The organism is Achromobacter maghribensis, assembly GCF_057334215.1.
In genome coordinates this window covers 150,585-162,921 of sequence record NZ_JBHFII010000014.1, presented here as the reverse complement: position 1 = coordinate 162,921, position 12,337 = coordinate 150,585, and the positions used below count along the sequence as shown (strand labels likewise).

The following is a 12,337-nucleotide window of genomic DNA, read 5'->3' as shown; positions in this document are numbered from 1 at the left end:
CGCAAGACCTATAAGACCCAAGGAGACACACCATGAAGCGCATCCGGATAGGCAGCGGTTTATCGAGGTTGTTGGCCCCGTTGGGCCTGGCGGCGGCATTGGCGGCGCCGATGGCGCAGGCTGCGGACGATCTGGTGCTGGGCGGATCCATCCCGCTAAGCGGCGTGTTTGCCTTTGCCGGGCAGGGCATCCATGCGGGCATCACCGATTACGTGAAGATCGTCAACGAGCAGGGCGGCGTGAAGGGGCGCAAGTTGCGCTACGTGCCCGAAGATACGGCGTACAAGGTGGATGCGTCGGTCGCGGCGTTCAAGAAGATCACCAGCCAGAACAAGGTGAATTTCTACTACGGCGATTCGACGGGTTTTTCCAAAACCATCAATGCCGAGTTGAACCGTACCGGCGACATCCTGATGACCGGAGCGTCGTTTGCGACCGAGCTGAACGATCCCGCCAAGTATCCGGCGCAGTTCATGCTGGGACCCGACTACACCGAGATGTTCGGCATCCTGCTGCGCTATATCGCCAAGGAGCAGCCCGGCGCGAAGGTGGCGTTCGTGTATTCCGATACCGAATTCGGCCGTGACCCGATCGCCAGTTCGCGCGCCGTGGCCGAAAAGCTGGGTCTGAAGGTGGCGACCGAGATCATGACGCCGCCGGGCAGCGTGGACGTGTCCACCGAGGTGATCAAGCTGCGCCGGGCGGACCCGGACTTTACGATTTTCCATGGTTACGTGCTGGCGCCGATTCCGGAATTCGTGGGGCAGGGAAAGCGCATGGGGCTGAAGACGCGCTACATGGGCACGTTCTGGACCATGGACAACTCCACCGTGATGCAGATGGGCGAGGATGCCGACGGCTTCATGGGTGTGATGCCGTACCGGTATTACTACGATACCGAGGGCGACGCGCCGATGCTGAAGAAGATTCGCGAAATGCGTCCGCAGTACCAGAGCACGGGCTACATGCAGGGCTTTCTGGCCGCCATGCTGTTCACCGAGGTAGCCAAACGCACGTTGGACGCTGGCAAGGAGCTGACCAGCGCGAACATGAAAGCGGCGCTGGACGGCATCAAGGACTTCGATACGGGCGGCCTGATCGGCGTGCCGATTTCGATCAAGGGCAATTCCATCCCGGTGGGCCGGATCTATCGCGCCGATGTGAAGCAGAAGCAGATGGTGCCCGCGTCCGATTGGATCGTGCTGAAGTGAGGCGACTGTGAGCCAGGGACTTGACGCGCAAACCGTGACGGCGCCGCCGCCCGCAGCGGTGCTGGACATCAACAATATCGAAGTCGTCTACAACAAGGCGGTGCAGGTGTTGCGCGGCCTGTCCCTGTCCGTGCCTGCGGGCAGCATCGTGGCGCTGCTGGGCAGCAACGGCGCAGGCAAGTCCACCACGTTGAAGGCGGTATCCGGGCTGCTGGACCTGGAAGATGGCGCGTTGGTGCGCGGGCATATCGTCTTCAACGGCGGCGATACCGCGGGCGCCAAACCGCAGAACCTGGTCCGTTCGGGGTTGGCCCACGTGATGGAAGGGCGACGGGTGTTTGAAGACCTGACCGTGGAAGAAAACCTGGTGGCGGCAACCTATGCGCTGACCGGCCGGCCTGGCGCGAAAGTGGATTTCGACCTGGTCTACGGATACTTTCCGCGCCTGTTCGAACGCCGTCGGGGCCTGGCGGGTTACCTCTCGGGCGGTGAGCAGCAGATGTTGGCCATCGGCCGGGCATTGATCGCCCAGCCCCGGCTGATGCTGCTGGACGAACCGTCGCTGGGTTTGTCGCCGATGCTGGTGGAGAGCATCTTTTCCATCATCGCCCGCATCAACGCCGAGCAAGGGGTGTCCATGCTGCTGGTGGAACAGAACGCGTCCGTGGCGCTGGCCGTGGCGCATTACGGCTACATCATGGAGACGGGCAAGGTGGTGATCGACGGCACCGCCGACAAGCTGGCGTCGGACCCGGATGTGCGCGAGTTCTACCTGGGCGTTGGCGGCACGGGCGAGGCCCGCGGGTTTCGCGATATCAAGCATTACAAGCGCCGCAAGCGCTGGCTGTCATGAAGGACAAGACCGTGATCGCCTCTACCGGTATGCCCGCCTGGCCCGAACTGACATTGCCCCAGATGCTGCGCGAGCAGGCGCGGCGGCAGCCGTCGGCGATTGCCATCCGGCAAAAGGACTTTGGCATCTGGAAGCCGCTGACGTGGGCGGACTACTGGCAACGCGCCTGCCGGGTGGGGCTGGGCCTGCGAGCGCTGGGTTTGAGCCGGGGCGGGCGCGTGGCCATCGTGTCCGAGAACCGCGTGGAATGGCTGCTGACGCAGTTGGGCGCGGGCACCGTCGGCGGCGTGGCGGTGGGGGTCTATCCCACCAGCCCGGCCGAAGAAATGGGCTACGTGCTGGAACATGCGGACGTGGAACTGGTGGTATGCGAAGACCAGGAGCAGACCGACAAGGTGTTGCAGGTGGCCAGCCGCTTGCCGTTGCTGCGGCGTATCGTGATCGTGGAAACCAAGGGTCTGCGCTCGTATGCGCCGGCGGACCGTCAGCGTATTGCGACCTTCGCCGAGACCGAGGCCGACGGCGCCGGCCGGGAAGCGGCGGAGCTGCCCGCCCTGAACGCGGCGCTGGACGCGCAGGGGCTGGACGACACCGGCCTGATGATCTACACGTCGGGTTCCACGGGCAAACCCAAAGGGGCGATGCTGAGCTACCGCAACATGCGCGGCGTGGCGCCGGGCATCGCGGACCGGCTGTCGATGGATGCGCATAGCGTGCATCTGTCGTACCTGCCGCTGTGCCACGTGGCCGAGCAGATGCTGTCAACGTTCGTGCCGCTGTATGTGGGCTCGCAAGTGAATTTCGGCGAATCCATCCGCACGGTGCAGGAAGACCTGCGCGAAGTGGCCCCGACCATCTTCCTGGGGGTCCCGCGCATCTGGGAAAAACTCCACGCCTCGATATCCATCAAAATGCAGGAAACCGGCCGCTTGCAGCGCTGGCTCTACCAGCGCGCGCTGGCGGGGTGCGCGCCGTTCCTGGAGAAGTCTCCGGCGCAATACACCACGGCCGAGCGCTTGACGCATGCGCTGTGGTACTGGCTGGTGCTGCGGGCCTTGCAGAACTTCGTCGGCTTGCGCCGGGCGCGCGTGGCGATGACCGGGGCGGCGCCGATCCCGCCGGATGTGGTGCGCTATTTTCGTAATTTGGGCGTGCCGCTGCTGGAGGTTTATGGGCTGACGGAATCGGCGGGCATGATTTTCGGGCAGCATCCCGACCGCGTGAAGGTTGGCACCGTGGGCGAACCCATCCTGGGCGTGGAATGGAAGATGGGCGAGGCTGGCGAATTGCTGGTTCGCGGCGACATGGTGTTCCAGGGCTACTACAAGCACGCCGAGGCGACTGCCGACACGGTGCGCGACGGCTGGCTGCATACGGGCGACGTGGTGGCGGAACAGGATGGCCGCGTCCGGATCGTTGACCGCTTGAAAGACATCATGATTACGGCTGGCGGCAAGAACCTGACCCCGTCCGAGATCGAAAACGCCGTCAAGGGTAGCCCCTACGTGAAGGAATGCATCGTCATCGCCGACGGGCGCAAGTACGTGTCGGCGCTGATCCAGCTGGAGTTCGAGACGGTGGCCAAGTGGGCGGAGTCGCGCCGCATCGCGTTTACGCACTTCCGGTCGTTGGCCGAGTGCGCGCAAGTGCGCGAGCTGGTCCAGCAGGAAGTGTCGCGTGCCAACGGGGGTTTGGCTCCGGTGGCGCAGATCAAGCGCTTCCATTTGCTGACCAAGGAATTGGACCACGACGATGGCGAGGTGACGGCGACGATGAAAGTCAGGCGCGCCAGCATCTATCGCACCTACGCAAACGAAATCGAAACGCTGTACGTTGAGGAGACGCTGGCATGAACGAAGCCGTGATCGTGGAGGCGGTGCGCACGCCGTTCGGCCGCCGCGGCGGATGGTGGGCGGACACTCGGCCCGATACGCTGCTGGCCCAGACGGTGCAGGGACTGCTTGCGCGCGCCGGGCTGCCGGGCGGCAAGGTCGAAGACCTGATCGCCGGCTGCGTGAGCCAGGCGGGCGAGCAGGGCGCCAACATCGGACGCCTGGCCGCGATGCTTTCGGGCTTGCCGGAAAGCGTGCCGGGCGTGGCCTTGAACCGCATGTGCGGCTCCAGCCAGCAGGCGGTGCATTTTGGCGCGCAGGCCATCGCCGCGGGCGACATGCGGTATGTGGTGGTGGGCGGCGTCGAAAGCATGAGCCGCGTGCCGATGTTCCTGGACGTGACGTTGGGGCAGAGCGAATTCCGCGGCTTCGAATCCCTGAACCCGGCGCTGCTTGAGCGCTATCCGTTGATCCACCAGATTGAAAGCGCGGAACGCATTGCCGACCATTGGCAGCTATCGCAGGCCGCGATGGACGAGTGGGCGCGCGAAAGCCATGCGCGTGCCTGGGCCGCCGCCCGCGCGGGTCTGCATGCGGAACTGCTGCCGGGCCCGCAAGAGGCCGCGCATCGGGACGAAGGCATACGCGAGGCGACCGATCCGGCGCGGATGGCGGCGATGGCGCCCGCGATGCGTCCGGCCGGACAAGGCGGCGTGACGGCCGCCAATGCCAGCCAGCTGGCTGACGGCGCGGCGGCGGTCTTGCTGGTCGACCGCGACACCGCGCTGTCCGACGGGCTGCGGCCGCGTGCGCGCTTTCTGGCGCGGGTGGTGGTGGGGTCGGACCCCGTGATGCAATTGACGGGCGTGATCCCGGCCACGCGGTTGGCGCTTGAGCGGGCCGGCCTGACGCTGGCCGACATAGACTGGGTCGAGATCAATGAAGCCTTCGCCAGCGTGGTGCTGGCCTGGCAGCGCGAACTGGGCGCCAAGCCGGCGCGGATCAACCCGTGGGGCGGCGCAATCGCGCATGGGCATCCGCTGGGGGCGACGGGCGCGGGGCTGATGGCGAAGATGCTGGCTGGCCTGGAGGCGACGGAAGGCGAATTCGGGATGCAGCTGATGTGCATCGGCCACGGCATGGCGACGGCGACCATCATCCAGAGGCTGTGACCGCACATGGAAAAGACAGCAGCCGCGCCGCGCGAGGAAAGCGGGGATTCCGAACGCCGCCGCGAACTGGTGCTGACGGCGGCCCGTTTGTTCTGCAAGCACGGCTACGAACGCACGACGGTGCGTGAGCTGGCTCGGGCCGTCGGCCTCCAATCAGGCAGCCTGTTCCATCATTTCCGCAGCAAGGAGGCGATCCTGGTGGCGGTGATGAACAACGGTATCCAGGAGGTGATCGACGACGGCGAACGGGCGCTGGCGCATTACGACACGCCGGCGGATCGCCTGGGGGCTCTGTTTCGCGTCCATATGTGGAGCATGCTGCATGGCGCCGGGGGCGACGCGATGAATGCGCTGGTGTATGAGTGGCGCAGCCTGTCGGCGCCCAGCCAGTCGGCCGTGAAACCGTTAAGCGACCGTTACGAGGCCATGTGGCAATCGGTGGTGGCGGAGGCCGTGGCGGCCGGGTTGATCAAGGGCGACGCGCGCGTCATCAAACGCTGCGTGTTGGGGGCGATGAACCTGACCGTGCAGTGGTACAAGCCGGGCGGGCGGCTGGCGCCCGCCGAGTTCATCGACGCGATGCTGCTGGCAGCCTTGCCCGGCTTGCCCGCAGGGGCCGGGACGTGGCCGGTCGAGGTCAGCCCCGGCGCTTGAGGAACGCGCCGACGGCGCAGGCCGTGCCCAGCGCCAGCAGCGAACCGGATACGGGAAGCAGGAAGTCCGCTTCGCCGTGGTAGCCGCCGCCGGTGACGCCGCCCGCCACGCCACCCATCCAGAACAGGGCGGTCAGCAGCGATGCGACGACCGAGATCGCCGCAGCGATGCACAGGGCGATGAATATCGGCCGGCGTGGCCGGACGGGCGCGTAGGGGGCGCCCGGCTGGATCCGGCGGGGTTGTTTGATCCAGTAGACCAGCCCCGCCACCACCAGCAGCAGCATCAGGATCTTGAAGATCATGACGCGGCCGATGCCTTAGTCTTCACGGCGCAGGTGCGGGAAGAGGATGACGTCGCGGATGCTGGGACTGTCAGTCAGCAGCATTACCAGGCGGTCGATGCCGATGCCGCAGCCGCCCGTCGGAGGCATGCCGTATTCCAGGGCGCGGATGTAGTCCGCGTCGTAGAACATGGCTTCTTCGTCGCCGGCGTCCTTGGCTTCGACTTGCGAGCGGAAGCGTTCGGCCTGGTCTTCGGGGTCGTTCAATTCCGAGAAGCCGTTAGCGATTTCGCGGCCCGTCATGAAAAGCTCGAAGCGTTCGGTGATGCCTTCGCGCGTGTCGGAGGCGCGGGCCAGCGGCGACACTTCGACTGGGTAGTCGATGATGTACGTCGGGTTCCACAGCTTGGCTTCGGCGGTTTCTTCGAACAGCGCCAGTTGCAGCGCGCCCAGGCCGGCGCGCGACAGCACGGGGCCGTCGGCGTCCGCGCCCAGCTTCTTCAGTTCGGCGCGCACGAAAGCGGCGTCGTCCAGTTGCGCCTGGGTGTAGCCCGGCGCGTACTTCAGGATGGCTTCGCAGATCGTCAGGCGGTCGAACGGCTTGGACAAGTCCAGTTCGCGTTCGCCATAGGTCAGGACGGCGCTGCCGGTGGCCGAGATGGCGGCCTGGCGGATCAGTTCTTCCGTGAAGTCCATGAGCCAGCGGTATTCCGCGAAGGCTGCGTAGAACTCCATCATCGTGAATTCAGGATTGTGACGCGGGCTGACGCCTTCGTTGCGGAAGTTGCGGTTGACTTCGAACACGCGTTCGAAGCCGCCGACAATCAGGCGCTTCAGGTAGAGCTCGGGCGCGATGCGCAGGTACATTTCCATGTCCAGCGCATTGTGGTGCGTCACGAAGGGCTTGGCCGCCGCGCCGCCCGGGATCGGGTGCAGCATGGGCGTTTCCACTTCAAGGAAACCGGCGTTCAGCATGAACTGGCGGATGCTGCCCACGGCCTTGCTGCGCGCTTCGAACGTGCGGCGCGTGGCGTCCGTCATGATGAGGTCGACGTAGCGCTGGCGGTAGCGCAGTTCCTGGTCGGCCACGCCGTGGAACTTGTCCGGCAGCGGGCGCAGCGACTTCGACAGCAGGCGGGCGGTGGCGGCGTGGACCGACAGTTCGCCCTTGTTGGTCTTGAAGACCGACCCTTCGATGGCGATGATGTCGCCGATGTCCCATTGCTTGAACGCGGCGTAGTTGTCTTCGCCCAGCGTGCCACGGTCCAGGTAGATCTGGATGCGGCCGGTGCTGTCTTGCAGCGTGGCGAAGCTGGCCTTGCCCATGACGCGCTTGAGCATCATGCGGCCGGCGACCTTGACGGTGACGGCGGCGGCGGCCAGCGCTTCCTGCTCTTGGCCGTCGTACTTGTCATGCAGGGCGGCGGCGCGGGCGTCCGGAACGAAATCGTTGGGATACGCGACCCCGGTTTCGCGCAGTTTGGCCAGCTTGGCGCGCCGTTCGGCGATCAAGCGGTTTTCATCCTGGGCGGGGGCCGGAGTGGTCGAGTGGTCGGTCATGGTCGGGGGATCAGTCGTAATTGCGGATGTCGTCGATTTCGGTCGTGCCGAAATCTTCGCGATCCAGATAGGCAAGAATGCGGGAGGCCACGTTGGCGGGCGAAGAGAGCTTGCCCGTGGCGTGAAAGTCCTGGAATTTGGCCAGCGCCGGGAAGCTTTCCGGGTCGCTGGAACGGATGGCCGCCTGCATGTCGGTGTCGACGATGCCGGGGGCAAGCGCGACGATGCGCGCGCCGTCGGCGCCTTGTTCCTGCTTGACCACGCGCGAGTACATGTCCAGCGCGGCTTTGGTGGCGCAGTACACGCCCCAGCCGGCGTTCGGGTTGCGGCCCGCGCCGGAGGAGATGTTCAGCACGCGGCGGTCGGCGGCAAGGTCTTCGACGGCGGCCAGGAAGCGCGCGGTCAGGAGCATGACGGCGGTGACGTTCAGATTGAAAGCCGCCGTGATGGCCGCGCTGTCGATCAGCGCGTCGGTGCCGGCGACGGGGTGGACCGTGCCCGCGTTGTTGATCAACAGATAGCGGCGGGCATCGCGCGGGAGGGTCGAGCAGATGCGTTCGGCCGCGGCTTCGGCCGCCTTCAGGTCCGAGAGGTCCACGGACAACTGTTCCAGCTGCACGTCTTGCGAGCGCGCGTAGGCGGCAAGTTCGGGGTCTTCGCGGCGGGCCAGCGTGATCAGGCGAGTGCCCGGTTTGGCCAGGCCGCGCGCCATGGCGGCGCCGATGCCGCGCGATGCGCCGGTCAGAATTGCGATGGTGTCAGACATTCGTGGACCTCTGGAGTGCGGTTAGCGGAAGTATCGCGACGGACTTAGACGCCTTGCTTGAGGCTGGCCTGGATGAAGGGATCCAGGTCGCCATCCAGCACTTTCTGCGTGTTGGAGATTTCGACGTTCGTGCGCAGGTCCTTGATGCGGCTTTGATCCAGGACGTAGGAACGGATCTGATGGCCCCAGCCCACATCGGTCTTGGAGTCTTCCAGCTTCTGCTGTTCGGCCATGCGGTTGCGCATTTCCAGTTCGTAGAGCTTGGACTTCAGCATCTGCATCGCTTCGGCGCGGTTGCGGTGCTGCGATCGGTCGTTCTGGCACTGCACCACGATCCCGGTGGGGATGTGGGTCAGGCGCACGGCGGAATCGGTCTTGTTGATGTGCTGGCCGCCGGCGCCGGACGCGCGGTAGGTATCCACGCGCAGGTCGGCGGGATTGACATCGACTTCGAACGAATCATCGACTTCGGGGTAGACGAACACGCTGGCGAACGACGTGTGGCGGCCGCCTGAAGAATCGAAAGGACTCTTGCGGACCAGGCGGTGCACGCCGGTTTCGGTGCGCAGATAGCCAAAGGCGTATTCGCCTTCGATCTTGATCGTGGCGGACTTCAGGCCTGCGACTTCACCTTCGGATTCTTCCAGGATTTCAGCCTTGAAGCCCTTGCGCTCGGCGTACTTCAGGTACTGGCGCAGCAGCATCGAGGCCCAGTCCTGCGCTTCCGTGCCGCCCGCGCCTGCCTGGATGTCCACGAAGCAGTTCAGGGGGTCGGCCGGATTGGAGAACATACGGCGGAATTCCAGGTCTTCGAGCTTTTCCTGGTAGCCGTTGGCGTCGAGTTCGATGGATTCCAGCGTGGAATCGTCGTCATCGGCCTTGGCCATTTCAAACAGTTCGTTGGCGTCGGCCAAGCCCATGCCCAGACCCGTGAGCGTTTCCACCACGGTTTCCAGCGCTTTCTTTTCACGGCCCAGGTCTTGGGCGTGTTTGGGGTCGTTCCAGACCGCCGGGTCTTCGAGCTCGGCGTTTACGACTTGCAGGCGTTCAGCTTTGGCATCGTAGTCAAAGATACCTCCGTAGAGCCTGTTCGCGCTCCGCGTAATCGGCGAGGCGGGCTGCGAGCTGGTTCTGACGTTCGGCTTCCATGATGATCCTGTCCTGATGACTTTTGTGCGAAACCTGGCATTTTACCGTGGATGGCTCAACTGCGCGGGCGCGTGTTGCAAGAATGGGGACGGATGTGTTTCCAGGGGTGTTCACTTCCCCTGGGGTGTTCCCTTCCCCAGGGGGCACTTCCTTTACCCGCGAGGCCTAGCCCGCGTGTTCAATCACCAGTTGCACCGACACCATGCCGTTCCAGGTGTTTTGTTCCAGCCGGTACGCGGCCTGGATGTGTTCGGGCAGCGACTGGTCGTGGCCGAACCAGATGGCGTCAAAGCGTTGGTGGCCGCGTTCCAGTGACAGCTTCAGGTGCTTTTCGCCGACCAGGCGCTGGTTGCGCACGGTGAACTCGTCCAGGAACAAGGGGGCGGCGAAGCCGGCGCCCCAGACTTGCTGCTGCAGCATGCCCGCGACGTCGGCGTTGGCGTAGCCGGACTCCAGCGAGCCGTCGGTTTCGATGACCGGTTCGAAGGTGTCGCGCCCGGTCAGTTCGCGCACGGCGGCGTCGAACGCGGGAGCGAATGCCGGGAAGTCCTCGCGGCCCAGGGTCAAGCCCGCCGCCATCGCGTGGCCGCCGAACTTGCGGATCAGGTTGGGATGGCGCTTGGACACCAGGTCCAGGGCGTCGCGCAGGTGCACGTCGGGGATTGAACGGCCGGAGCCGCGGATTTCGTCGTCGCCCGCCGGTGCGAAGGCTAGCGTAGGCCGCCAGAATTTTTCTTTCAGGCGCGAGGCCACGAGCCCCACCACGCCCTGGTGCCAGCCGGGGTCGAACACGCACACCGTGGCGCCCGATGCGGCATTGGGTTCTTCCATGGCGGCCAGCGCTTGTTCGCGCATTTCGGCTTCGATGGTGCGGCGCTCGCGGTTGATGTTGTCGAGTTCACGCGCCATTTCCAGCGCCTGGGCTTCGTCATCGGTGGTCAGGCAGGCGATGCCCAGGCTCATGTCGGCCAGGCGGCCCGCCGCGTTGATGCGGGGCCCCAGCGCGAAGCCCAGATCGAAGCCGTTGGCGCTGCGGGGTTCGCGGCCGGCCACGGCGAATAGCGCGCGCAGGCCAGGTTGAAGCCGGCCGCTGCGCATGCGCTGCAGGCCTTGCGTAACCAGCAGGCGATTGTTGGCATCCAGTTTGACCACGTCGGCCACCGTGCCTAGCGCGACCAGGTCGGACAGCGTGTCCAGGCGCGGGCCGCCGTCGGCCGCATAGACACCGCGGCGGCGCAGCTCGGCGCGCAACGCCAGCATCATGTAGAAAATGACGCCCACGCCGGCCAGGTTCTTGGACGGAAAACCGCAGCCAGGCTGGTTGGGATTCACGATGGCCAGCGCGTCGGGCAGGGTGTCGCCCGGCAGGTGGTGGTCGGTGATGACGACGCCGATGCCTGCCGCGTTGGCGGCGGCCACGCCGTCCACGCTGGCGATGCCGTTGTCGACCGTGATGATGATGTCGGGCTTGCCGCTGCGGTGGCGGACGGCCAGGTCGACCACGGCGGGCGACAGGCCATAGCCGGTTTCGAAGCGGTTGGGCACCAGGAAGTCGACGTCGGCGCCCATCGCGGAAAAGGCGCGCAGGCCGACCGCGCAGGCGGTGGCGCCGTCGCAGTCATAGTCGGCCACGATCAGCATTTTCTTGCCGGATTGCAGGGCGTCGGCCAGCACGCCAGCGGCGTGCGCCGAGTGCGTCAGGCCCGCGGGCGGCAGCAGCGACGGCCAGGCCAGCTTGGTCTGGTCGGGGTGGCTGACGCCACGGGCGGCCCACAGACGGGCCAGCAGGGGATGGATGCCCGAGGCTTCCAGGACGCGGCAGGCATCCAGGTCGGCCGGGCGGATAGTCAAGCGGGGTGTGACCACCAGGCGCTCCAGTTTTTCTTGGGGGCGGGCAGCAAGCCAAGCAGGCCCCCGCGCGGTTTCAGGGTAAGGGCGACCTGGCGGTCGTCGCCCAACAACAGCAGTTCAGCGGGCGCGTCGGGCACGCCTTTCTTGCCGGCCAACGGGCGCAGGTGCTGGGCATCCAGCTTGGCCAGCGCGTCCAGCCAGGCGGACCAGTCGCTGGTGCGCTGCGGGGTGTCCAGCTCGGTCAGTACGCGTTCGGGGCCGGCGGGCGCGATGGGCCAGGACGTGCCGCCGCCATACAGCCACAGGGCGTTGACGGGCGCCAGGCCGCGGGCGGCGCGCGCATCGTTGACGGGATGCTCGTGCCACGCCATCTGTATTTCGTTCAGCAGCCGCCGCCAGGGGCGCGTTTCGGTATCCTGCCGCCACCATTCGTTCAGGCGTTGGCCGGCCACGACCAGCGGCGAAGCCGTGTGCGGACGCAAGCCGTCGGGCAGCCGCAGGCGCCACCGCTGGGGGGACAGGGCCTCTACGGAAAAACCGGTGCCTTCGAACAGCGGGCGCGCCGTGTCCAGCAGCGCGGCGGTTTCTTCGGGCAGCAGGTCCATCTGGGTGGGATCCAGCAGGTTGGCCTGGTCGGCGCCCAGCGCCAGGTGGACCAATTCGGCCAGCCAGACGGCCTCGCCAGTGGGCGCGTGGCCGGCGGCCAGCAGCGGCCCCAGGCCGGCGCCTTGCAGCAGGCCGGGTTCGGGCGTGTAGCCCGCGCGGCGCAACTGCCAGGATTCGAAAGCGGTGCAGCCGTGGCCGCGCACGTCGAAGGCGGCGGGGCGCGCCGTGCCGGCCAGCAGCCAGCTGTGCAGCGTGGGCGCGCGTTCGGGCAAGAGCTTGGCAAGCTCGGCGGCAACGGGAAGGGCGGGCAGGGCGCCCGGAATGACGATCAGCATGGCGGGATTGTAGTCCGCGCGCGCCAGGGGAACTAAGCGGCGGCGGCGACTGCCATAGGTTGACA

The 12,337-nt window shown here is 66.1% G+C and carries 11 protein-coding genes; 5 read left to right on the top strand and 6 right to left on the bottom strand.

The features are described from left to right. The first annotated feature begins 32 nt into the window (after positions 1-32). The 5 genes from ACE039_RS05780 to ACE039_RS05760 are packed head-to-tail and all read left to right on the top strand — an operon-like array spanning position 33 to position 5,722. Positions 33-1,211, top strand: coding sequence for an ABC transporter substrate-binding protein (locus ACE039_RS05780; protein WP_313464332.1), 1,179 nt, complete (start codon positions 33-35; stop codon positions 1,209-1,211). Positions 1,212-1,269: 58 nt separating this feature from the next. Further along, positions 1,270-2,064, top strand: coding sequence for an ABC transporter ATP-binding protein (locus ACE039_RS05775; protein WP_313464335.1), 795 nt, complete (start codon positions 1,270-1,272; stop codon positions 2,062-2,064). After that, a complete protein-coding gene (locus tag ACE039_RS05770; RefSeq protein WP_448711979.1) occupies positions 2,061-3,917 on the top strand; it encodes an AMP-dependent synthetase/ligase in 1,857 nt (618 codons plus the stop codon). The genes ACE039_RS05775 and ACE039_RS05770 overlap by 4 nt, the downstream gene beginning before the upstream one ends. Next, the gene (locus ACE039_RS05765; protein WP_485821903.1) at positions 3,914-5,068 is read left to right on the top strand and encodes a thiolase family protein; all 1,155 of its coding nucleotides are present in this window, start codon (positions 3,914-3,916) and stop codon (positions 5,066-5,068) included. The genes ACE039_RS05770 and ACE039_RS05765 overlap by 4 nt, the downstream gene beginning before the upstream one ends. Before the next feature lie 6 nt (positions 5,069-5,074). Continuing rightward, the gene (locus tag ACE039_RS05760; protein WP_485821902.1) at positions 5,075-5,722 is read left to right on the top strand and encodes a TetR/AcrR family transcriptional regulator; all 648 of its coding nucleotides are present in this window, start codon (positions 5,075-5,077) and stop codon (positions 5,720-5,722) included. On the opposite strand, the gene ACE039_RS05755 is transcribed toward ACE039_RS05760, so the two are convergent. From ACE039_RS05755 to ACE039_RS05730, 6 genes are all read right to left on the bottom strand, one after another. Then, positions 5,706-6,026, bottom strand: a complete 321-nt coding sequence (locus tag ACE039_RS05755; protein WP_105557694.1) for a preprotein translocase subunit TatB — start codon at positions 6,024-6,026, stop codon at positions 5,706-5,708. The two genes, ACE039_RS05760 and ACE039_RS05755, sit on opposite strands and share 17 nt — an antisense overlap. 15 nt (positions 6,027-6,041) lie before the next feature. Beyond that, entirely contained in the window at positions 6,042-7,565 is a 1,524-nt protein-coding gene (gene lysS, locus ACE039_RS05750) for a lysine--tRNA ligase (protein WP_105557695.1), read from the bottom strand. A gap of 10 nt (positions 7,566-7,575) precedes the next feature. Beyond that, positions 7,576-8,331: an SDR family oxidoreductase gene (locus tag ACE039_RS05745; RefSeq protein WP_310029381.1), complete on the bottom strand. Its 756-nt coding sequence runs from the start codon at positions 8,329-8,331 to the stop codon at positions 7,576-7,578. A gap of 44 nt (positions 8,332-8,375) precedes the next feature. Beyond that, positions 8,376-9,480 (bottom strand): peptide chain release factor 2 gene (gene prfB, locus ACE039_RS05740; RefSeq protein ID WP_105557697.1). Its coding sequence is split into 2 segments (ribosomal slippage): positions 8,376-9,398 and positions 9,400-9,480, totalling 1,104 coding nucleotides; the frame shifts between segments, so codons are not numbered across the junction. A gap of 165 nt (positions 9,481-9,645) precedes the next feature. Continuing rightward, complete coding sequence (gene recJ / locus ACE039_RS05735; protein WP_485821901.1) at positions 9,646-11,346, bottom strand: single-stranded-DNA-specific exonuclease RecJ; 1,701 nt, start codon at positions 11,344-11,346, stop codon at positions 9,646-9,648. Beyond that, on the bottom strand, positions 11,328-12,272 hold the full coding sequence (locus tag ACE039_RS05730) for a hypothetical protein (RefSeq protein ID WP_485821900.1): 945 nt from the start codon (positions 12,270-12,272) through the stop codon (positions 11,328-11,330). The genes recJ and ACE039_RS05730 overlap by 19 nt, the downstream gene beginning before the upstream one ends. Between the last annotated feature and the right edge of the window lie 65 nt (positions 12,273-12,337).